Annotated in this window: 17 protein-coding genes; 7 read left to right on the top strand and 10 right to left on the bottom strand. The window is 70.5% G+C overall.

Features of this window, described 5'->3' with window-relative positions; genetic code table 11:
- Nucleotides 1–704 precede the first annotated feature (704 nt).
- The 5 genes from I6J71_RS47320 to I6J71_RS47300 form a co-directional block, all read right to left on the bottom strand.
- On the bottom strand, nucleotides 705–2096 hold the full coding sequence (locus tag I6J71_RS47320; protein ID WP_204092818.1) for a glutamate decarboxylase: 1392 nt from the start codon (nucleotides 2094–2096) through the stop codon (nucleotides 705–707).
- 65 nt (nucleotides 2097–2161) lie between these two features.
- The gene (locus tag I6J71_RS47315) at nucleotides 2162–3649 is read right to left on the bottom strand and encodes a hypothetical protein (protein WP_204092817.1); all 1488 of its coding nucleotides are present in this window, start codon (nucleotides 3647–3649) and stop codon (nucleotides 2162–2164) included.
- Between the two features lie 263 nt (nucleotides 3650–3912).
- Entirely contained in the window at nucleotides 3913–4389 is a 477-nt protein-coding gene (locus I6J71_RS47310; protein ID WP_204092816.1) for a Dps family protein, read from the bottom strand.
- 48 nt (nucleotides 4390–4437) lie between these two features.
- Complete coding sequence (locus I6J71_RS47305) at nucleotides 4438–4860, bottom strand: organic hydroperoxide resistance protein (RefSeq protein ID WP_204092815.1); 423 nt, start codon at nucleotides 4858–4860, stop codon at nucleotides 4438–4440.
- A gap of 130 nt (nucleotides 4861–4990) precedes the next feature.
- Nucleotides 4991–5557, bottom strand: coding sequence for an NADPH-dependent FMN reductase (locus I6J71_RS47300; protein WP_204092814.1), 567 nt, complete (start codon nucleotides 5555–5557; stop codon nucleotides 4991–4993).
- A gap of 121 nt (nucleotides 5558–5678) precedes the next feature.
- Here I6J71_RS47300 and I6J71_RS47295 point away from each other — a divergent pair, with 121 nt between their 5' ends.
- On the top strand, nucleotides 5679–6728 hold the full coding sequence (locus I6J71_RS47295; RefSeq protein WP_204092813.1) for an alpha/beta hydrolase: 1050 nt from the start codon (nucleotides 5679–5681) through the stop codon (nucleotides 6726–6728).
- Between the two features lie 58 nt (nucleotides 6729–6786).
- Here the strand turns inward: I6J71_RS47295 and I6J71_RS47290 are convergent, their stop codons facing one another.
- The gene (locus I6J71_RS47290) at nucleotides 6787–7311 is read right to left on the bottom strand and encodes a hypothetical protein (RefSeq protein WP_204092812.1); all 525 of its coding nucleotides are present in this window, start codon (nucleotides 7309–7311) and stop codon (nucleotides 6787–6789) included.
- Between the two features lie 711 nt (nucleotides 7312–8022).
- Here I6J71_RS47290 and I6J71_RS47285 point away from each other — a divergent pair.
- Entirely contained in the window at nucleotides 8023–9192 is a 1170-nt protein-coding gene (locus I6J71_RS47285) for an MFS transporter (protein WP_204097622.1), read from the top strand.
- Here I6J71_RS47285 and I6J71_RS47280 read toward each other — a convergent pair.
- Together I6J71_RS47280 and I6J71_RS47275 are read right to left on the bottom strand one after the other, a co-directional pair.
- Nucleotides 9189–9566 carry a hypothetical protein gene (locus tag I6J71_RS47280; RefSeq protein WP_204092811.1) on the bottom strand — a complete coding sequence of 126 codons (378 nt, stop codon included), beginning with the start codon at nucleotides 9564–9566 and terminating at the stop codon, nucleotides 9189–9191. The genes I6J71_RS47285 and I6J71_RS47280 overlap by 4 nt on opposite strands.
- Before the next feature lie 50 nt (nucleotides 9567–9616).
- The gene (locus I6J71_RS47275) at nucleotides 9617–10807 is read right to left on the bottom strand and encodes an RtcB family protein (RefSeq protein WP_204092810.1); all 1191 of its coding nucleotides are present in this window, start codon (nucleotides 10805–10807) and stop codon (nucleotides 9617–9619) included.
- Nucleotides 10808–11290: 483 nt separating this feature from the next.
- Here I6J71_RS47275 and I6J71_RS47270 point away from each other — a divergent pair, with 483 nt between their 5' ends.
- The 5 genes from I6J71_RS47270 to I6J71_RS47250 all read left to right on the top strand — a co-directional run bounded on the left by I6J71_RS47270 (nucleotide 11291) and on the right by I6J71_RS47250 (nucleotide 18508).
- On the top strand, nucleotides 11291–12577 hold the full coding sequence (locus I6J71_RS47270) for a M48 family metalloprotease (protein WP_239154321.1): 1287 nt from the start codon (nucleotides 11291–11293) through the stop codon (nucleotides 12575–12577).
- Nucleotides 12578–12806: 229 nt separating this feature from the next.
- Nucleotides 12807–14273: a M48 family metalloprotease gene (locus tag I6J71_RS47265; RefSeq protein ID WP_204092808.1), complete on the top strand. Its 1467-nt coding sequence runs from the start codon at nucleotides 12807–12809 to the stop codon at nucleotides 14271–14273.
- Nucleotides 14274–14289: 16 nt separating this feature from the next.
- Nucleotides 14290–15429: a DUF4034 domain-containing protein gene (locus I6J71_RS47260; protein WP_239154320.1), complete on the top strand. Its 1140-nt coding sequence runs from the start codon at nucleotides 14290–14292 to the stop codon at nucleotides 15427–15429.
- Between the two features lie 141 nt (nucleotides 15430–15570).
- Nucleotides 15571–16794, top strand: coding sequence for a hypothetical protein (locus I6J71_RS47255; RefSeq protein ID WP_204092807.1), 1224 nt, complete (start codon nucleotides 15571–15573; stop codon nucleotides 16792–16794).
- A gap of 1198 nt (nucleotides 16795–17992) precedes the next feature.
- Nucleotides 17993–18508: a hypothetical protein gene (locus I6J71_RS47250; protein ID WP_204092806.1), complete on the top strand. Its 516-nt coding sequence runs from the start codon at nucleotides 17993–17995 to the stop codon at nucleotides 18506–18508.
- Nucleotides 18509–18558: 50 nt separating this feature from the next.
- On the opposite strand, the gene I6J71_RS47245 is transcribed toward I6J71_RS47250, so the two are convergent.
- On the bottom strand, nucleotides 18559–19599 hold the full coding sequence (locus I6J71_RS47245) for an aspartate-semialdehyde dehydrogenase (RefSeq protein WP_204092805.1): 1041 nt from the start codon (nucleotides 19597–19599) through the stop codon (nucleotides 18559–18561).
- The gene (locus I6J71_RS47240) at nucleotides 19599–20864 is read right to left on the bottom strand and encodes an aspartate kinase (protein WP_204092804.1); all 1266 of its coding nucleotides are present in this window, start codon (nucleotides 20862–20864) and stop codon (nucleotides 19599–19601) included. The genes I6J71_RS47245 and I6J71_RS47240 overlap by 1 nt, the downstream gene beginning before the upstream one ends.
- Nucleotides 20865–20987: the final 123 nt, after the last annotated feature.

Here is a 20987-nt window from a genome sequence, read left to right as displayed (position 1 = left end):
GGCCTGCCGAGCCGAAGCCGCAGGCCCTCGCCCTGCCGTCCGGCCCGACAGGCCCGGTCCGAACGATCGACCACGCACGAAGCTCGAGGCCGACGTCAGTTGGCAAGCCCGGCACCACAGGCCCGAAAGCGCTGCGTTGCCGATCGCCGGCAGGTGAGTTTCGACCCCGGGGCCAATGGTGAAAAGCAGCCGACGTCGGGGCGACCGAACCCGCAGCACACAACGGGTCGGTCCGCCGGGACGCGGCGCTTCCGGACCGAAGCGATGGGCGGGCTCGTGGCAGCCCGCTGCCCGGCCCGGAACAGGCCCGTCGGACAACCGACCGCGCAAGGGAAATCCACGCAGCAGGCAGGTCGATTTCGGCGAGCCCGGCACCATCGCCCGTAGTCGCGATGTGCGCCGGATTGCCCGGCCCAGCCGACGTGCGGCGGGCGGTGCGGCTGGCCGAAAGCCGTCGAAGTCGCAGGTGACCGAAATCGCGAAGGCGGGATTCGGGCCGACCGCAACGCAGTCCTCGCCCGGCGCGGCGTTACGGCCCCGAATCCGGAGGCGGGCTCCTCCACCGGCCGGCGATCGGGCCACCCGGAACAACCGACCGCGCGCGAAGACCCAAGGCAGACCGAAGCCATCGCGTCGACGACGTAGGGCCGAGGCCGCGTTGCGTGGCGGGGTGCCTAAGCGGCCGGTGGGCGGCGCAGCCGGGGTCAGTGGTGGAAGGCGGTCGACGTTGCGGCGTCGTGTTGGGGGGCGGTCTGGCGTTCGAGCTCGGGGAGGATGCGCTGCAGGTCGTCGAGCAGGAGGTCGGCCAGGTCGTGGGTGAAGCCGTTGCGGACCACGACGCGGAGCACCGCCAGGTCCTTCCGGTTGTCCGGGAAGGTGTAGGCCGGGACGAGCCAGCCGCGTTCGCGGAGGCGGCGGGAGACGTCGAAGACGTCGTAGGCGGTGATGTCGGGTTTCGTGGTGAAGGCGAAGACCGGCAGCTGGTCGCCGCGCGTGAGCAGCTGGAAGGGGCCCAGCTCGGCGATCGCGCCGGACAGGTGCAGGGCCACGTCGCGCGACGCCTGCTGCACGGCGCGGAAGCCTTCGCGGCCGAGGCGCACGAACGTGTAGTACTGCGCAGCCACCTCGGCGCCCGGGCGCGAGAAGTTCAGCGCGAACGTGGGCATGTCGCCGCCGAGGTAGTTGACGTTGAACACCAGCTCCGAGGGCAGCGCCGCGCGGTTGCGCCACACGACCCAGCCCACGCCCGGGTACACCAGGCCGTACTTGTGCCCCGACGTGTTGATCGACGCGACCCGCGGCAGCCGGAAGTCCCACTCCATGTCCTCATCGAGGAACGGCGCGATCATCGCGCCCGACGCGCCGTCCACGTGCACCGGGATGTCCCACCCGGTGCGCGACTGCAGCTCGTCGAGCGCCGCGGCGATCTCGGCCACGGGCTCGTAGCTGCCGTCGAAAGTGGACCCGAGGATCGCGACGACGCCGATGGTGTTTTCGTCGCACCGCTTCACCGCCTCTTCGGCGGAGAGGTGGAAGCGGTCGCCGTCCATCGGCACCAGGCGCGGTTCGACTTCCCAGTATTCGCAGAACTTGTCCCAGCACACCTGCACGTTCACGCCCATCACCAGGTTCGGCTTCCCGGTGCGGCCGAGCTTCGACCAGCGCCGCTTGAGCGCCATGCCGGCGAGCATGCACGCCTCGGACGAGCCGGTGGTCGAACAGCCCATGATGTCCGTGGGGTCCGGCGCGTGCCACAGGTCCGCGAGGATGTTCACGCAGCGGCGCTCCAGCTCCGCCGTCTGCGGGTACTCGTCCTTGTCGATCATGTTCTTGTCCACGCACTCGGCCATCAGGTCACGGGCCTGTGGTTCCATCCACGTGGTGACGAACGTGGCCAGGTTGAGCCGTGCGTTGCCGTCGAGCATCAGCTCGTCGCGCACGAGCTGCAGCGCCGCGTCCGGTGGCAGCGAGGTGTCGCGCAGCCGCTCGTGCGGCATCACGAAATCCGCCGCCACCGCCGGATCCGCCCCGGCGTACATGGGATTCGTGCCCGATTGCCGCTTTGACCCGTCCTGTGTCCCCTGATGCAGCACCATGCTTGCGACCGTACTGCCGCGTCCCCGCCCGCGACACCGCATGCCACCCGCCCGGGCGGGCCCGTCTATTTCAGCGGCGTCACCTCCAGGACCTGCGCTTCGGGACCGCACCGGAAGACGAGGCCCTCGCTCGTCCGTGCCAGAGCGGACTCGTCGAGAGCCACCCCGTCGAGGCGGGCCCGCCACCGGCCGGGCACACGGCCGATCGTCACCGTGCCCTCGCCGGCGACGCCCGCGGTGCGGCGCAGCCGGGTGTGCAGCACGCCGTCGACGACCTCGGCCTGACTCACCTCGACGTCGCGGTCGACGACCGTCAGGGCCGGTTCCTCGAAGTGACTCGCGGGCCACGGGTTGTTGTAGAGGCCCCACAAACCGTCCGGGGTGTTGAGCCGCGCGTAGCCGAGCAGGACGTTGCCGCTCATGGGCTCGATGTCGGTGCGGTTGCCGTCGGCGTCGGCCGGGACGTCGTTGCGGGGGTAGTAGAGGCCGCCTTCCCGCCACGTCGGGTTCATGAAGCGGTCGGCGTGGGCGAGCAGGCTGTCGAGTGTGGCGGTGTCGCCCATTTCGGACGCCCACACCGAGACCCAGCCGAAGTCGCACGTGTCGGTGATGACGGGCTGCCCCATCACCTGGCGCGCGGGCGCCGAGCGGACGGACCGCGTGCCGTCCGGGCCGTCGACGAGGAACTTGCGCACCTGTTCCGGGTAACCGGCGTGGACGAAGTCGCGGTTCCACATGTTCATCAGGGCGCCGCACCACGCGTCCACCCACGGCGACGGCGCTTCGTTCGGGCGCACGCGCTTCGAGTCGGACATGACCATCATGTTGTAGTGGCCCGCTTCGTCGAGCCGGCCGAAGTCGGCCCACGCGCGTTCGTACCCGGCCACCACCTCTTCGGCACGGCTGCCGCCGGTGATGAGATCGTGGAGGCGGAAGCCGAGGATGGCGGGCTGGTTGCAGATCTGGAAAACGCAGTTGGGCTCACACGCGACACCCAGGTAGCCGTTTTCCACCATCTGCCAGTAGATGTGCTCGTTGAGCGACTCGCGGTCGTACTCGAAACGCTTCTCCTCGCCGCCCCAGAAGTACGACCAGTGCTGGAACGTCAGCGAACCGGGTTGGGCGAACGCGTCGGTGTTGAACAGGTAGTCGTGCAGCAGCGCCATGGACTGGACGTACGCGCTGTACATGATGTTGTCGCGCACAACGGGATCCCACTCCTCCCGGAGATCCGGCAGGTGCGCGTTGAAGACCGCGCCGCCGCGGCTGACGTCGCGCCAGTACAGCCACACCTCGGGCATCAGGATCTTGTCGATGAGCCGGCGCAGGATCGGCCCGAACAGCCCGGGCGCGGCGGGCAGCCGGTGCCGGTGCGTGAGGGCCAGCGCGTAGGCCATGTACGCGAGCTGGAAGCGGTAACCGCCGAAGTCGTCCTGACCGGTTCCCTTGCCCTGCATGAAGGACCAGTCGTTGCGGAACTGGCGCGAGAGGTTGTCGAAGTGCCTCAGGTGACCGAGCTGGAGCCGGTCCATCGGCGGGCGGAGTGCTGCCATGCGCTCAAGTGAACACGGAAGCGGTGCGGAAAGCCCGTGTTCGGTGGTGCGAAGGGTCCCCCCGTGCGGAAAACGCACGAACGGGCCAGTCGTGCACGGGCGCGAAGCGATGCGCGCGCCGCGAAGCACACAACGGGCACCACAACAAAACCCTCCGCTGGAAAACACCGCGCGTCCCGCGGGCCCGCGGGACGCGCGAGAACTCGACCAAAACGAACGGGCCGCCCACCCCAGGTGAGCGGCCCGCCCGGCGCGGGAACGAGTCAGGCTTGCTGCGCCTGCCACATCCAGTGCGCCTCTTCCAGCGCCCTCGTGATCTCGATCAGCAGGTCCTGCGTGACGAGGTCGCTCTTGTCCGTCTCGTCGATGCGCTTGCGGAGGCGCTCGATGAGCGACGCGAGGATGTCGACGATCGCGGCGACCGTGGTTTCCACCGACTGCCAGTTGTCGGGGTACTCCGGGGCACCGGAGGACTCCACCACGGTCTTCGCCTTGCCGTTCGGCGAGACGCCGATCGCGTTGGCGCGCTCGGCGACCTCGTCCACGTACTGGCGGGCCGTGGCGGTGAGCTCGTCGAGCTGCAGGTGGGCGCTGCGGAAGTTCTTGCCCACGACGTTCCAGTGCGCCTGCTTCGCGATCAGCGAAAGGTCCACGAGATCCACGAGCGTCGCCTGGAGGGCGTTTCCGGTGATCTCCTTGTCGGCCTCGCTCAGCGGGCTCTTGATGGGCGAGTTGGCCATGTCGGGTGTCCTTCCTGTGCGTGGTGAACGGAACCAGGCGAGTACGGGTCAGACCGCGGCCGAGAGCGTGACCTCGATGTTGCCGCGGGTCGCGTTGGAGTAGGGGCACACCTGATGAGCCTGCTCGACCAGCTTGTCGGCCTGCGCCTGGTCCAGGCCGGGCAGCGTCACGTGCAGCGCGACACCGAGCTGGAACCCGGCGTCTTGCTTGTACAGGCTCACTTCGGCCGTCACGGTGGACTCCGGCAGAGTCACCTTCGCCCCGCGGGCGACGGCCTGCAGCGCGCTGTGGAAGCACGCGGAGTAGCCGGCGGCGAACAGCTGCTCGGGATTGGTCTTGTCACCGCCAGGTCCCCCCATCTCCTTGGGAATCGCCAGCGATTCGTCGATGACCCCGTCGGACGAGGTCACTTCGCCGTTGCGGCCCTCACCGCGCGAGGTCGCGGTCGCGGTGTAGATCGGATCAGCCATTCCTTCGCCTACCTCCTGTCGGGACGCCTGGCTCAGCGTCTCATCGGTAACAACGTTCCGCATCAGCGGAACTTTGCCACCGCATGGCAGGCATCACGCCCGGTATACCCGGCGAACAGACGATGAAACCTCAGCGCGAAAGGGTGAATTCGGCCACCTGGCGGCCGATGAGGCGCAGCGTCCGCACGCTCTTCTCGTCGGACGCGCCGCCGGCTTCGTCGAACTTCGTCTCGGCGGAGTTGATCGAACCGCCCAGCGGGGTGGCCCAGCCGCGCAGCGCGTGCGTGATCGTGCGCAGCTGGTCGAGCGTGGTGACGGCGGCCTGCCACCCGTAGGCGACGGCGGCGAGGCCGACCGCGCGGCCGTCGAGGTAGGGCCGGGCGTCCTCGCGCAGGTCTTCGACGTAGTCCAGGGCGTTTTTGACCAGGCCCGACAGAGCCCCGTGGTATCCGGGCGAGACGACGATCAGCCCGTCGGCGCGGCGGATGCTCTCGATCAGCCGGTTCGCGCGGTCGTCGCGCTCCCGCGACGCCGTGTCGTAGAACGGCAGGACCAGCTCCGGTCCGGGGATCAGCTCGGTGCCGACCCCGAGCTCGGCCGCGGCGGCGAGTGCGATCTTCAGGGCCCGCTCGGACTGCGACCCCTCGCGGAGCGAGCCGCCGATCCCGAGCACCCTGACCGTCTTGGCTGAAGTCACGCATCCGAGGCTAGCCCCTCCACTTAACTGGAGGACCAGGATTTGGGACGGAGTCCTGGCTCACATCTGGACCCCCTACCTACTCACGGGTAACGTCGGGACCCTCAGCCGAGGAGGAACGATGGCGATCCCGCTCCAGGTCCGCGCGCAGGCCGCCGCCGCGCAGCTCGTGTTCTGGCTGCCCCGGCCCGTCCGGCGGCTCATCGCCGGCCCACCCGTGCGCCGCGACGGCCAGGAGCTCGCGCTCGACGCCCAGCTCCTGCTGCGGTTGCAGCAGCTCACGGGCACCGCGCTCGTCGGCGACACCGTCGAGGGTTCGCGCCTCGGACTCGAGCTGGGCCGGCACCTGGTCAGCGGCAAGTCGGTCGAACCGGTGTCGGTGCGCGACGTCGTGATCCCCTCGGGCGACGCGTCGCTCGAGGCCACGCTCTACACCCCGGCCGGGCTGCCCGAGCCGTCCGGGCTGCTCGTGTTCTTCCACGGCGGCGGTTGGGTTGTCGGCTCTCGCGCGACGCACGACAACGCCGCGCGCTACCTCGCGAAGCACGCCGGCGTGCGCGTGCTGTCGGTGGAGTACCGGATGGCGCCGGAACACCCCTTCCCGACGCCCGTCGACGACGCGCTCGCCGCCTTCGACTACGCCCACGCCAAGGCCGCCGAGCTCGGCGCCGACCCGGACCGCATCGCCGTCGGCGGCGACAGCGCGGGCGGCAACCTCTCCGCCGTCGTCGCGTGGGAAACAACGCGGCGCGGCGGCCCGAAACCGGCGTTCCAGCTGCTGATCTACCCCTCGGTCGACTTCACGACCCGGCGACGCTCGCGGGAGATCTTCGGCGAGAAGCTGTTCCTCACCGACGCGTCGATGAACTGGTTCGAAGGCCACTACGTGCCCGCGGGCACCGACAAGGCCGACCCGCGCCTGTCACCGCTCGTCGCGACCGACCACAGTGGACTTCCGCCGGCCTTCATCATGACCGCCGGCTTCGACCCGTTGCGCGATGAGGGCGAGGCCTACGCGCAGAAGCTGCGCGAGGCGGGTGTTCCCGTGGCGTTGAGCCGCCAGCCGGACCTCATCCACGGGTTCCTGAACTTCACCGGCGTCGGCAGCCGGTTCCGCGAGGCTGTGGCCGAGCTGGCCGGGGCGCTGCGGCTGGGGCTGGCGCAGAAGTGACCGAAGCCTGGTGCGGCGAACCGCACCAGGCTTCGAATCCCCCCTGTTCCGGGTGTTGTTACGCCCCCGGGGCAGGCAGTGGTGGCACCGGCAGCGGCGGTACCGGCACGGCGCCCAGCAGGCCGCCGAGGATGCCGGTCACCGCGCCCAGCAGGGCCTTGAGCAGGTCGCTCACGATCTTCAGCGGACCGGGCAGGTCCGGGATGGGCGGCAGCGGCAGCGGCGGGAGCTGGCGCGGCGTGGCGGTCGGGTCTGCGAGCAGCCGGCTGGACTCGTCCGCACGGGTCTTGGCCGCGCCCGAGAGCTGCTGCGTCTCCGACTGGATCTGGTAGCGCTTGCCCGCGGCGAGGTCGCCGAGCACCGGGCTGAGCTTGCCCAGATCGGCGCGCGTCAAGTCGACGTTGCCCGCGTAGGCGGCCTTGGTCAGGTCGTCCCGCATCTGGAGCACCTGCGCACCCACGGCTTCGGTCGCCGACGAGCCCTTGCCACCCGCCGGGCTCGCCGAGGCCATCCCCGAGGTGCCGACGGCCAGCAGACTGCCGGCGGCTACCAAGGCGATGATCCGCCCAATCTTGCCTTTCATTCCTTACCTCCTGGCCTCTGGGGACCTGACGCGTTAAATCGATACCCGCCGTGTCGACCCAGCACCAGCCGATCACCGAATAGGGACGTTTTCTAACCCTTACGTGCCGAATCCGTCCGAGGTGAGCATGCCCGCAATTGATTAACGTGGGCGGCTTGCCCATCCCCCTGAAGATCATCCTGATCGATCGTGAACCAGACCCGGAGTAGCACTACGCCACGAATGGTCACGTCGCTCACCCATACGGGCGTAGTTCGTGATCGTTTACCCTCATCACTCCGTCGGACCGCGTGTCGCCACTGCTCCGGACAGGGTGTCCCCCACGCACGCACCGCCACAGACGGAGTAGTCCCCGAGATGCCCGTTTTTCGCCCCGGCCTGGGGATCAAAGAGCGCCGAAAAGGCAACGACCAGCTGCACGCGAATGCGCACCGGCTCGGCGCCCACTCGAACGTGGAAACGGTTCGCGAACGCCTTCGGGAATCGTGGGTAACAAGACCGGAAACCGCCTTCGAGATGGGCGAGCGCGTCCGGGAAGCCGGCAGCGGCCGTGGACGAGGCCGGCGTCGGTGGTCCCACCGGCCCGACGGCGGCTGTCACCGACGTCGCTCCAAATGAAGTTGCACGCGCGTACCAGGATTTGCTCTCATCGGCTACGTGCCCTTCGAGCCGTACCGCCAGGTGCTGACCCTGCCCCGAGTCCGACCGTCCATGGCGCTGATGTTCTTCGCGCGGCTGCCGATGACGATGACCGGCGTCACGCTCACCCTGTACGTGGTCGCCGACCTCGGCCACGGCTACGGCGCCGCGGGCGTCGTCGGCGCCGCCACCACGCTCGGCATGGCGCTCGGCGCGCCGCTGCTCGGCCGGACGATCGACCGCTACGGCCTGCGCCCGGTGGTCGCCGCGTGCGGGATCGCGTCCACGGCGTTCTGGGTCACCGCGCCACACCTGTCCTACCCCGTGCTGGTGGCGTGCGCGCTGCCGGCGGGATTCCTGTCCGTGCCCGCGGGGTCGCTGGCGCGCCAGATCCTGGCCGCGCTCGTGCCCGCGGAGCACCGGCGGGCGGCGTTCTCCCTCGACACGATCCTCGTCGAGGCGTCGTTCATGATCGGCCCGGCGGCCGGCATCGCGGCGATCACCTCGCTGTCGGCGACGCTGACGCTCAGCGGCATCGGGGTGATGTTCGGGAGCACGGCGCTGCTGACCTTCCTGTTCAACCCGCCGATCCGCAACGAGGACGAACTCGCGCCCGTCGGGTCCGTGCGGCCGCCGCTGCGGTCGTGGCTCACCGGCAAGCTGCTCGCGACGCTGCTGGTGGCCGCGAGCGCGCTGTTCTGCCTGGTCGGCACGGAGGTCGCGACGCTCGCCGCCCTGCGCACCCACGGCGACGTCGGCTGGACGGGCCTGGTCATCGCGGTGATGTGCGCGGCCTCGATGCTCGGCGGGATCGTGCACGGCGCCGTGAAGCGGTCGTTGCCGCAGGGTGTGCTGATGCTGCTGCTGGCGGCGCTCGTGCTGCCCGTCGGCCTCGCGGTCCAGCCGTGGTGGCTGCTCATGCTCCTGCTGATCCCGACGAACCTGCTGTGCGCGCCGACGCTGGCGGCCACCACGGAGACCGTGAGCACACTCGCGCCGCCCACCGTGCGCGGCGAGGCGATGGGCCTGCAGGACGCATCGGCGCGGCTGGGCCTGGCCGTGGGCAGCCCCGTGGTCGGCTTCGTGATCGACCATTCGGCTCCGGCTTGGGGCTTCGCCGCGTCCGGGGCCGGTGGTCTGGTCCTCGCGAGCGTCGGGTTGCTGTGGACGCTGCGGCGCCGGACCGGCGTGGCGGGGTCCACACAACCCTCGCTGGCAACCGCCGTGCGGGCGCGGCGCTAGCTGCAGGCCTTGCGCAGCGCGTCGAGCTTCGCGACGTTGCGCTTGGCCCACGCGGCGACCACGCCGGCGTCCTGGATGTGCTCCTTCTGGACCTCGACGTAGGAGTCGGCCAGGCCGAGCAGGGCGTTCTTCACGTCTTGCTCCTGCACGTCCGCCGCCAGCGCGCGCAAGCGCTGTTCCTTGCCTTCCGCGCGCGCCTTCAGCTTGTCCGGGTCGACCAGCGGGTTGAGGTCCGCCAGGCCCAGTGCTTCGGTGCACGCGCCGACCTTGCCGGCCGTCGAGTTCGCCGTGTCCACGGCCGAGTTCACCTGGTCGCAGCCGGCCAGCAACACCCCGGCGACCGCCAGCGCGGCCACCGCTCCCCACCTCGTCATGGCGCCAGGGTAGCGGGCTCGCGGGGCCGAAAACCGTCCCGCGAGCACGTTCACCCCTTCACGCAGACGACCTGCTTGAGGTGCGCGACGACCTCCACGAGGTCGGTCTGCGCCTCCAGCACGGCGTCGATGTCCTTGTACGCGGCCGGGATCTCGTCCACGACGCCCGCGTCCTTGCGGCACTCGACGCCGTCGGTCTGCGCGGCGAGGTCCGCGGCGGTGAAGCTCTTGCGCGCCTTCGTCCGCGACATCCGCCGCCCCGCGCCGTGCGACGCCGACTCGAACGAGTCCCGGTTGCCGAGCCCGCGCACGATGTACGAGCCGGTGCCCATGCTGCCCGGGATGATCCCGAGATCGCCGGCGCCGGCCCGGATCGCGCCCTTGCGGGTCACGAGCAGGTCGACACCGTCGTAGGTCTCCTCGGCGACGTAGTTGTGGTGGCACGAGATGGCGTCGCCGAACGTCGTCCCCGGGATCACCTCGGCGACGGCGAGCTTGATCAGCGCGACCATCGTGGCGCGGTTGCGCGCCGCGTAGTCCTGCGCCCAGAACAGGTCGCGCCGGTAGGCCGCCATCTCCGGCGTGCCCGCCACGAACACCGCGAGGTCGCGGTCGGGCAGGTCGGCGTTGTGCGGGAGCTTGCGCGCCACGGCCATGTGCCGCTCCGCGAGCTCCTTACCGATGTTGCGCGATCCCGAATGCAGCAGCAGCCACACGCGGCCTTTGTCGGCTCCGCCCTGCTCGAGGCACACCTCGATGAAGTGGTTCCCGCCGCCGAGGCTCCCGACCTGGCGCGCCGCCCGATCGCGCAGGCCCTGCACGCCCTCGTGGAGGTCGCCGAACGACTTCCAGAACGCGTCCCAGCCGCCCACGCCGTGGACCTTCGCCGGGTTCACGGGTGTCTTGTGCAGCCCGAAGCCCACCGGCACGGCCGACTCGATGCGCCGCCGCAGCCGGCCCAGGTCGTCGGGCAGCTCCGCCGCGGTGAGGGAGGTGCGCACGGCGCTCATCCCGCACCCGATGTCGACTCCCACCGCGGCCGGGGACACCGCATCACGCATGGCGATCACGCTGCCCACCGTGGCGCCCTTGCCGTAGTGGACGTCGGGCATGACCGCGACGCCGTGCACCCACGGCAGGTTTGCGACGTTGTGCAGCTGGCGCATCGCTTGCTCCTCGACGGAAGTGGGGTCCGCCCACATCCGGATCGGTACCCGCGCACCATCTACCGCCGTGTACATGACTTTCCCTTTCCTGGCTGGATTTCTCCGGTTCAGCATCCCCGCGCGGCGGAAAGAGGACAACGGGTTTTCGGCCGCGGCCGATTCGTGAGCGAATCGCGATCGAGCTTCGGAGGGGTATTGAGCAGGATGTGCGAACCCGGTGCCCTCGGCGGGAGGATCCGTCAGTCCATGAAGAACTCCGCTCGAGCACTGCTCGCTGTCGGCTTGCCTGGCCGGGTTCCCGGTGCGGGTACTGGCGCTCGTGGCCGCGACCGTGGTGGTGGAGGTGAACGCGTTCCACGCCCAGCTCTCCCACGAGGTCGAGTTCGCCGTCTTCGCCGCCGTTCACGTTCGACCGCTTGCGCGACGACGAGGGCGTGCCAATCACCGCAGAAGTACAACCCGAGTTGTGGGCGGTGGTTCGGGCTGCGGGTCACACGGCGAAGGCCGGCCATCGGCGCTCCGCTGTTCGCCGGGCTGCGCGTCGACGAGTTCCGGGCCGTGCTCGGCCACGAACTGGCGCACCACGGCAATCGCGACACCCGCTTCGCGGTCGCCACCTATCGCGGTCGGGTCGTGATCATGCGAGTCCGGAGTGGACTCGACGGTGCCTCGTGGTCCGGCCGGCTGGTGCGTCCGCTCTTCCAGGCGTACGGCTCGCTCTACTTCTCGGTGTCGGCGCGCGTCGGCCGTGCCCAGGAGCTCGCCGCCGACGTCGCGTCCGCTGAGGTCGCGGCCACCGGCGCGGCGGTCGGTGCCCTGCGCCGGATCGCTGCACTGTCGCCCGGGTGGCAGTCGTTCGTCTTCGACGACCTGATGCGGGGCTGGGCGGCCGGCTCCGACGAAAGCCGTGCTCGGGAGCTGGCAAAGCTCCGGCGGAACCCGAGCGAGCGCACGACGTCGTCGTTCGACAGCCACCCGGCGATGCCCGACCGCATCGCGGTCCTCGAAGCGGCTCCGGTCGTCCCTGTGGCCGAGGGCGGCGAGCGACCGGCGACCGAACTGCCCCGCGACGCCGGTGCGGTCCTCGACGCCGTGTGGGTCGCCGATCTTCCGGCCGAAGCACTCGCGAAGCAGCGCACCGACTGGGAGACAGACGTCTCGTCCCGGCATGATTTCCGGCGGCTCGCGGCGACGATCGCCAACGGCCGTTCGATCGCCGACTTTCTCGACGCACTGGACGCGGGCCGGATCGAGGACCCGGCCGACCCCGCCTGCAGATTCCGCCGGGCGCCGACGTGGCGGCGCGCCGGGAGCTGCTGCGCGAGGCCAGCCACACCGACTATCCATTGTGGCCCTGTCACACCTCGCCTCCGAGGGCGGCGCGAAGTGGACGATCTCGTGGTCGGGCTCGTCCGAGCTGCTGCTCAGCCCGCGATACGCCGGAGCGCTCTTCCCGGCGCTCGAAGCCGCCGCGGCCGGGAACACCGCACCGCTGCGCGCCGTGCTCCCCGGAACCAGCCGCGTTCCAGCTTGAGACGGAAGTCGTTCGTGGAGATCCTGCCTGATTCGCGCCGCCGGAAGTCCGGCGTCGTCCATTGGCCTGAGGTCGTACCGCCCGCGGTGAGCCTCCCGCCGGACGACGAGGTCACGGCCCCGACCTTCATCGCGGCCGCGGAGATCGACGAGACCCAGCACGCGTTCGTTGGCTCGACGGCGAGGGTTGTTCGGCGCTGGATAGGGACTCAGCTCGGGAAACTCGGGCCGGGCATCGAGGACGTGCAGCAGTTCCGGCCTGCGGCGTGCGGGCGGACGCGCCGGCATGGGCACGTTGCGGCGACTTGCTGAGCAGAGAGTTTCCCACCAGCCGACACCAGGCCCGCGAACTGGCCGAACAGGACAGTCAGGGGTCCACAGTAGCCGACGGCAAACTGACTGTCCGAATTGTGGCGCTTTGCCTGATTGCACTGGCCGGAAGTTGTTTCGTGAGCGAAACGAAATCGACGGTCCCGTCGATATCCGGCAGGATGATCGAGCCCGGCGCTCGATGCGCCGCTTGGGAGGATTTCGCGTTTCCATGAAGAACTCTTCGCGAGCCTTGCTCGCTGTCGTGCTGCTGGCCGGATTCCCGGTGCTGGTGCTGCTGATCGTCGCGGCGATCGTGGCGCTGGAGATCTACGCGTTCCAGGACCGGCCGGCCACCGGGGTGCGCCTCGCCATTTTCGCCGTGCCGGCGGTCTACGTGCTGCTGCAGGCGCTGTTCACCATCGAGCGCGCCCGCGACGACGACGTCTCCGGCCTGCCGCTCACCCCCGAAGCGCAGCCCGAGTTGTGGGCGGTGGTGCGCGAACTCGCCGACGCCGTCGGCACCCGGCCGCCTGACGAGATCTACCTGGTGCCGGAGGTCAACGCGGCCGTCCAGGAGCAGACGCGCTGGCTCGGGTTGCGGGTGAAACGTCGCCGGATGTTCATCGGCGCGCAACTGTTCGCAGGACTGCGCACGGACCAGCTCCGCTCCGTACTCGGCCACGAGCTCGGGCACTACAGCAACCGCGACACCCGCTTCGGCGGCGCGACCTACCGCGGCCGGCAGGCGATCGGCCGGGTCGTGGGTGGACTGATCGACACCGGTGGCCTCGGGCGGTACCTGCGACCGCTGTTCAAGGGCTACGCCAAGCTGTACTTCACGGTGTCCATGCGCGTGAGCCGCGACCAGGAGCTCGCCGCGGACGCCGCGGCCGCGCGCGTCGCGGGCACCGCCGCGGCGACCAGCGCGTTGCGCGAGATCGAAGCGCTCGAGGTCCTGTGGCGGTTCTTCATCAACACCTACGCGACCATCGGGTGGCGAGCCGGCTACCTGCCCGCCCGGCTGGCCGAGGGCTACCGGCAGCTCCTGGCCGACGAACACCGGGCCGAGGAGCTGGCCGAGGTGCGACGCAACCCGCCCCAGCACGACGTTTCCCCGTACGACAGCCACCCCGCCACACTCGAGCGCATCGCGGTCCTCGAAGCCGCACCACGGGTGCCGGTGCTGCCGGGCGGCGCCCGGCCGGCTGCCGCGATCCTCCGCAACGCCGAGGCCGTGCTCGACGCCGGGATGCTCACGGGCCTGTCCGACGAAGCCCGGAAGAAGAAGCGCACGGACTGGCAGACGGTCGTCGACGTCGGCATGCGAAATGAATTCTTCGAAAACGCCGGAAAGATCGCGCGTGGCCGTTCGATGTCCTCGTTGCTCGACGCACTCGACAACGGGAAGCTCGACGAGCTGGCCGACCCGGACGTCAAGGTTCCGGCCAACGCCGGCCCGCGCGCCCGCCGGGAGCTGCTCGGGGCCTCCGCGCGCACAAGGCTGTCCATTGTGGTCACTTCGGCACTCGCCGCCTCGGGTGCCGCGCGCTGGCGGCTGTCGTGGTCCGGGCCCGCCGAGCTGGTGCTCGCCGAACCGTACGGCGAATCGCTCACCCCGGCACTCGACGCCGCCGTCGCCGGGGACACCCGCGCGCTGCGAGCGTTGTTGTCCGCAACCGATCCTGTGCTGTCCTGAAAGGAACCGTTCCACCGTGGGAATTCTCAGCGTGCTGTTCGATTCGAGACGCCGGAAGACGGCGATCGCACTGGCCAAGGCCGCCCGGGAACGCGGGATGACCGTCGAGCAGTTCGCTTCGTCGCTCAGCCGCGAGGACCTCGCCCGGTACGTGCCGCCGGCCAAGAACAAGCCGAAGGCCGAAAACGAGCCCAAGGTCGAGATGCCGGAGGTGGCGCAGTTCGGCCTGCCGCCGGACGCCGAGGTCACGGCCGCCGAGTTCATCCCCGACGCCGAGATCGACTCGGCCCGGCAGGCGCTCGCGAGCGGTGACTGGCGGGCGGCGGCGCAGCTGCTCACCACGATCGGGACAAACTGGGACCGACGTGCTTCCCTCGTGGGCCGGCTCGGCGACGTCGTCGCGAACGACGAGACGGGGCTCGAGCGCTGGCGGGCCGAGCGGCCGGGCGACCCGAGCGTCGCCGCCGTCAACGCCGACGGTCTGCTGCGGCTGGCCTGGCAGGTTCGCAGCGGGCTGCAAGCCCAGCACGTGAGCCGGGAGCAGTGGGCGAAGTTCTTCGCGATCCTCGAATCCGCCGAGCCCGCCGCCCGCGAGGCGGCCGCGCTGGCGCCCGCGGACCCCACGCCGTGGGTGACGATGCTGACGATCGCGCGCGGCCGGCAGTACGACAACAACGCGTTCCGCGAAGTGTGGGCCCAGCTGGTCGCCCGCGACCCGGTGAACCTCGCCGCGCACGGCTCGGCGCTGCAGTACTGGTGCGCGAAGTGGGGTGGCTCGCACGAGCTGATGTGGGCGTTCGCCGAGGAAGGCGCGGCGAAGCACCCGAAGCTGGCGTGGCTGCCGCTGGAGGCGGCGCACGAGGCGCACTTCGGCGGGGTCGACGGGGCGTGGCAGGACCCGCGCGTCGCGTCGGCCGTCGATCGGCTGCTGCCCTGGCTCGAAGGCGAAGGCCGTGACGCGCCAGGGACGGCGACCAGCCGGGCGTACGCCGCGCGGGCGCTCGTCGAGCTCGGGCGCGGCCGCGAGGCCGTGGAGCAGTTCCGCCACCTCGGCGTGCACGCGGACGCCACGATGTGGGCGTACAGCGGGAAGGGACCGATCGTGGAGTTCCGCAAGATCCGCTACCTCGCCTGTTACCAGGCGGCCAAGGGCTGACCCCGGTCCGCGCGGGCCCGTGGTGAGTACCGGTGTGCCGGGTGGTCCGCTCCGCCACACTGGTGGCTGGTTTCGCAGAAACGTGATCGGTCCCTCCAGCGATATCCGGCACGATGATCGCTGCGCACGAGGGAGGTCCGGGTGGCGCTGCTCGCGGTGGGGCTACTCGGTGCGTTCGCGCTGGCGGTGGCCGTCGCCATCGGCGGGTTCGTGGCGGTGGAGGTGCTGCTGCTCGCCGCGATGTCCCCGTTCTCGTTGCTTCCGCTGCTCGTCGCGCCGGGGCTCGCGGTGCTGGTCAAGGCGCTGTGCTCGGGTGACGACCGCGCGCCGAAGGTCAGCCTCGACGCGTCGTCGGCGAAGGTGTGGGCACTCGTGCGCTCGGTGGCCGCCGACGCCGGGGCCCGCGAGCCGACGTCGGTGCACCTCGACGCGGGCGTCGCCGTGCGGCTGCTGTCGCGACGGCGGCTCGTGATCGGCGTCCCGCTGCTGGCCGCGGTGAACCCGGATCAGCTGCGGGCGCTCCTGCGTACCGCGTTCCAGCAGGACATCCGCTTCGGGCGCGTGATCGCGTGGGGTGTGCGCGTGCTCTCGCGAGCGCGGGACGCGCTGGCGCACGCGCGCGGCCTCGGCGCGTGGACGCGGCCGGTGGTGCGGGCGTTCACCGCGTACTACGTGCGGGTCGCGGAGCGCGTATGGGCTTCGCGGGATCCCGTGGACGTCCAGTGGGAGCGTGAGGTGCTCGAGGAGCTGTGGGAACGGTTCCTCCGCCGCTACGCCGCGCTCGGTCTGCGGGCGGGCTACCTGCCTTCACGGCCCATGGCCGGTTTCCGCCGGCTGCTCGACGCCGAGCTGCCCCTGGGCGACGAACCCCGGGCGAGCGCCCTGCTGGCCGCCGAATCGACGCTCGACCAGGCCTTCTCGGAACTCCTCACCGACGAGCAGCGCGCCATGCCCCGCGCCGACTGGGACACCCTGGCCGACCTCTCACAGCGCCACGCCGTCACGCGGTCCGCCCTGGAGGTCCTCGGCGGCCTCTCCCTGGGCGACGCCCTGGACCGCCTCACCTCCGGCGACCTCGCCTCCCTCGCCAAACCCGGCGCGGCGGACGTCGTGGCCTCCGTGCGCCAGCGCCTGTCGCTCGTGGTCACGGCGGCACTCGCGGACGCACGGGTGGTGCACTGGCGCATGGCGTGGCCGGGCCCCCCGGAGATGGTGGTGGGCGACCCGGGCGCCGAGGAGATCACCGCCGCCCTCGACGCCGCTGCGGCGGTGTCGCCGGACGTGCTGCCGCTGCGGATGGTGCTGGTGGTCGCGGGGGTGTCACCGGAGTACCGGCCGGTGCCTCGCGCCGCGGTGAGTGGTTGAGGGCTTCTTGGCGCCCAGATGCCGGGGCGCTGCCCGGCTGCGCCTGATTGCAACTGGTGCGCTTGGTTTGGCGTGGTGGCGGAGGTTTCGCTGGTGCGTCAGCGGGGCCGCACTGAGCTGGTGGTTGCCGCTCCTCCAGCCGGTGCCGGCAAGGTTCGGCCGGCTCGCTGTTGCGGCAAACACCCGGCCGCCAGACATGCCCCCACCGCTCCCCTTAGGGGGGCGGCCCCGCTCCATTCTACCGGCCGGCACCGACAAAACTCGGAGACGCGGCGGGTTGTCCACAGCGTGAGTGAGTTGTGGACAAGTCAGGATTCTCCTGTGGCGTAAGAGATTCGTCCGCGTAGGGGACGCGAACGGAGGCGGTTCGGAGGCGGGTTTGGAAGATCTCCGGAATGCCGGGCCGCCGCCGAAAATCCCGCTGGTTCGGCCGGGTTGCCCTGGACCAATCGGTGCGCAGTCGGCGCCACGATCGTGGTGCCGGTCCTCGGGAAAGGTGTCTTCAGAGCGGCGGAACCTGCAGCGGCGCGGTGGTCCAGGAGGCTGCTCAACGCACCGCCGATGACGGCCCAAGCCGCACGAGGGTCGGCCACGACCCGCCGATGCTGCTCTCGACCGGCCGCGGCAGGGAACGAGCAACTGGACGACACGGTTGCCCTGGACCAATCGGGTGCGCAGTCGTCGCGGCGATCGTGGCGGCCGGGGCGGATGGGCGCTCATTGCTGCGGCGCCGCCGGCGGACGGTGGCGCCGGTCGTTGTCCAACGCACCGCCGATGACGGCCGAAGCCGGACCGGGCCGGTCCCGACCCGCCCGTGGTGGGCTTGGCCGACCGCTGCAGTGCCACTTCTCGAGAGGGCGCCCTCAGTGCTGTGGAACCCGCAAAGTGGAGCGGCGGTCCAGGCGGCTGGTCCACGCACCGCCGACCACTGCCGCAGCCACGCGGGGACCAATGCCGGCCCGCCTGTGATCGTCTTGGCGGCCACGGCGGATAAAGAGCGAGTGGACGACCCCCTGGACCAATTGGTTGCACAGCCGCGGCAACCGTAGTGCCGGCCCTCGGGGCGGGCTCCCTCAGCGCGATGCGGTGGACCGTGGCCCCGGGCGCAGTCCACCGCACCGCCGACCACGGCCGAAGCCACGCGGGGACCGGTCCCGGCCCGCCTGTGGTGGGCTTGGCCGGCCGCGGCAGGGAGCGAGTGAGTGGACGAGAGGTGGTGCATGCCGTGTTCAACCCGAACCCCGGGCCGTACCGGCCCGTGCCGATGACGGGGCCGGGCGCAGAGGAGGAGGTGCGCAAGGGGATCCGCGCGGCGCGGTGGGCGATCGCCGGTCAGGCGGCGCTCTACCTGCTGCTCGCGGGCTTCCTGTGGTTCCTCGTCGCGGGCCACGGGGGCGCCGGTGACGTCGTCTGGCCGCTGGTGCTGGTGTCGGTCAACGCGGCGCTGACCGTGGCGCTCGTCGTGTGCGCTGCGCTCCTCGGACGGCGGCGGGGTGTGGTCGTGAAGACGATCTTGGGCCTCGAGTGCGCGTTCGCGCTGGTGCTCTTGATCGGCTTGCTCGTCGCGTTCACGTCGAGTTCCGGTGGATCGGCGGGTGCGCCGGCCGTGTTCGTGTGGGGGTTCCTGATCCAGGCGGTGCTGCGGCCGCTGCAGAAGCCCGAGCTGAGGGTGGCGTTCGGGCTGCCCGTGATCACCCCGCGGAGGAAGAAGTGAAAACCGCCCGGCCCACGGGAAAGCGGGGCCGGGCGGTCACACAGGGAAACTCAGCGGTTCGCGGCCACCAGCTCCGCGATCTGCACCGCGTTCAGCGCGGCGCCCTTGCGCAGGTTGTCCGTCGCCACGAACAACGCGAGCCCGCGACCTTCCGGAGCGCTCTGGTCGGCGCGGATGCGGCCCACGAAGCTCGGGTCCTTGCCCGCGGCCTGCAGCGGCGTCGGCACCTCCGACAGCTGCACGCCGGGCGCGCCCGAAAGCAGCTCCGTCGCGCGGGAAACCGAGATCGGCGACGAGAACTCCGCGTTGATCGACAACGCGTGGCCCGAGAACACCGGCACCCGGACGCACGTCCCGGCCACCAAGAGCGAAGGCAGCCCGAGGATCTTGCGGCTTTCGTTGCGCAGCTTCTGTTCTTCGTCCGTCTCGAACGAGCCGTCGTCCACAACGGACCCGGCCATCGGAAGTACGTTGAACGCGATCGGCGCGACGTACTTCGCCGGCGCCGGGAAGTCCACAGCGGACCCGTCGTGCGTCAACGCGGCGGCGCGGGACGCGACGGCGTTCACCTGGGCCGCCAGTTCGTCCACGCCGGCGAGCCCACTGCCGGACACCGCCTGGTAGGTGCTCACGAGCAGACGCGTGAGGCCCGCCTCGTCGTGCAGCGGCTTGAGGACCGGCATGGCGGCCATGGTGGTGCAGTTGGGGTTCGCGATGATCCCCTTGCGCGCTTCCTTGATCGCTTCCGGGTTGACCTCGCTGACGACCAGCGGCACGTCCGGGTCACGGCGGAACGCCGACGAGTTGTCGATCACCGTCACACCCGCGGCGGAGAACCGCGGCGACTGCTCACGCGAAGTCGAAGCACCCGCGGAAAACAGCGCGACGTCCAAACCGGACGGATCCGCCGTCGCGGTGTCCTCGACCGTGATCTCCTCGCCGCGCCAGGGCAACTTGGAGCCGGCCGACCGGGAGGACGCGAAGTAGCGGATCTCGTCCACCGGGAAGTTGCGCTCCTCCAGTAGCTTCCGCATCACACCGCCGACCTGGCCGGTCGCCCCGACCACTCCGACGCGCAGACCGTTGCCCATCAGCGACCACTCCCCGCGTAGACGACGGCTTCTTCGTCGCCGCCGAGTTCGAACGCCTCGTGGATCGCGCGCACGGCGTCGTCGAGCTGCGCGTCGCGGATCAGCACCGAAATGCGGATCTCCGAGGTGTTGATGATTTCGATGTTGACGCCCGACTGCGCGAGCGCCTCGCAGAACGTCGCCGTGACACCGGGGTGCGAGCGCATCCCCGCGCCGACGAGCGAGACCTTGCCGACGTGGTCGTCGTAGAGCACGGTCTCGAACCCGATCTCGGTCTTGACCTTCTCGAGCTCCTGCACGGCCTTGGCGCCGTTGGCCTTCGACAGCGTGAACGTGATGTCGGTGCGACCCGAGACGGTGCTGGACACGTTCTGCAGCACCATGTCGATGTCGATCTCCGCGTCGGCGATCACGCGGAAGATCCGGGCGGCCGCGCCGGCGTGGTCCGGCACGCCGGTGACCGTGATCTTGGCCTCCGAACGGTCGTGTGCCACACCGGTGATCAGCGCTTGTTCCACGGGGATCTCCTCGATTGACCCGGTCACGGTGGTGCCCGGTTTGTCACTGTAGGAAGAACGGACTCGGATCGGCACGCCGTAGCGGCGCGCGTACTCGACCGAACGCAGGTGCAGGATCTTCGAGCCGCTCGCGGCGAGCTCCAGCATCTCCTCGTACGGGATGGTGTCGAGTTTCCTGGCGTCCGGCACGATCCGCGGGTCGGCGGAGTACACACCGTCCACATCGGAGTAGATCTCGCACACGTCGGCGCCCAGCGCCGCGGCGAGCGCCACGGCGGTGGTGTCCGAACCACCGCGGCCGAGCGTCGTGATGTCCTTGGTGTCCTGCGACACGCCCTGGAAACCGGCGACCAGCGCGACGTAGCCCTGCTCCAGCGCTTCCGTGACGCGGCTCGGCGTCACGTCGATGATGCGCGCGTTGCCGTGGACCGACGTCGTGACGAGACCGGCCTGCGACCCGGTGAACGACCACGCCTCCGCGCCGTGCGCCGAGATCGCCATGGCCACGAGCGCGTTCGAAATGCGCTCACCGGCCGTGAGCAGCATGTCCATCTCGCGCTCCGGCGGCGCCGGGTTCACCTGCTGCGCCAGGTCGAGCAGCTCGTCGGTGGTGTCACCCATCGCCGAGCACACCACCACGACGTCGTTGCCGGCCTTCTTGGTGGCGACGATCCGCTCGGCGACGCGCTTGATCCGGTCGGCACTTTCCAGCGACGAACCGCCGTACTTCTGGACCACGAGGGCCACAGCCCGAACCTCCTTGACGGGCCGGGTCTGCTCCTGGTGGGCACCGAGGAGCCCCCGCGTCCCTTCACTTGGGCGAAACTCTACCGGGGCGGGCAGCGCTCGCCACTCAATCGAGTGGCGGCG

The sequence above is a fragment of the Amycolatopsis sp. FDAARGOS 1241 genome, assembly GCF_016889705.1.
Lineage (GTDB): Bacteria > Actinomycetota > Actinomycetes > Mycobacteriales > Pseudonocardiaceae > Amycolatopsis.
The sequence above is the reverse complement of the archived record's forward strand: the minus strand, read 5'-3'. Positions and strand labels throughout refer to the sequence as shown.

Excerpts from the sequence above, each read along its gene's own strand:
- I6J71_RS47295 (WP_204092813.1), top strand. The coding sequence starts at position 5,679 with ATGGCGATCCCGCTCCAGGTCCGCGCGCAGGCCGCCGCCGCGCAGCTC.
- I6J71_RS47315 (WP_204092817.1), bottom strand. The coding sequence starts at position 3,649 with ATGGCAGCACTCCGCCCGCCGATGGACCGGCTCCAGCTCGGTCACCTG.
- I6J71_RS47310 (WP_204092816.1), bottom strand. The coding sequence starts at position 4,389 with ATGGCCAACTCGCCCATCAAGAGCCCGCTGAGCGAGGCCGACAAGGAG.
- I6J71_RS47265 (WP_204092808.1), top strand. The coding sequence starts at position 12,807 with ATGAAGAACTCTTCGCGAGCCTTGCTCGCTGTCGTGCTGCTGGCCGGA.
- I6J71_RS47285 (WP_204097622.1), top strand. The coding sequence starts at position 8,023 with ATGGCGCTGATGTTCTTCGCGCGGCTGCCGATGACGATGACCGGCGTC.
- I6J71_RS47290 (WP_204092812.1), bottom strand. The coding sequence starts at position 7,311 with ATGAAAGGCAAGATTGGGCGGATCATCGCCTTGGTAGCCGCCGGCAGT.
- I6J71_RS47280 (WP_204092811.1), bottom strand. The coding sequence starts at position 9,566 with ATGACGAGGTGGGGAGCGGTGGCCGCGCTGGCGGTCGCCGGGGTGTTG.
- I6J71_RS47275 (WP_204092810.1), bottom strand. The coding sequence starts at position 10,807 with ATGTACACGGCGGTAGATGGTGCGCGGGTACCGATCCGGATGTGGGCG.
- I6J71_RS47305 (WP_204092815.1), bottom strand. The coding sequence starts at position 4,860 with ATGGCTGATCCGATCTACACCGCGACCGCGACCTCGCGCGGTGAGGGC.
- I6J71_RS47320 (WP_204092818.1), bottom strand. The coding sequence starts at position 2,096 with ATGGTGCTGCATCAGGGGACACAGGACGGGTCAAAGCGGCAATCGGGC.
- I6J71_RS47245 (WP_204092805.1), bottom strand. The coding sequence starts at position 19,599 with ATGGGCAACGGTCTGCGCGTCGGAGTGGTCGGGGCGACCGGCCAGGTC.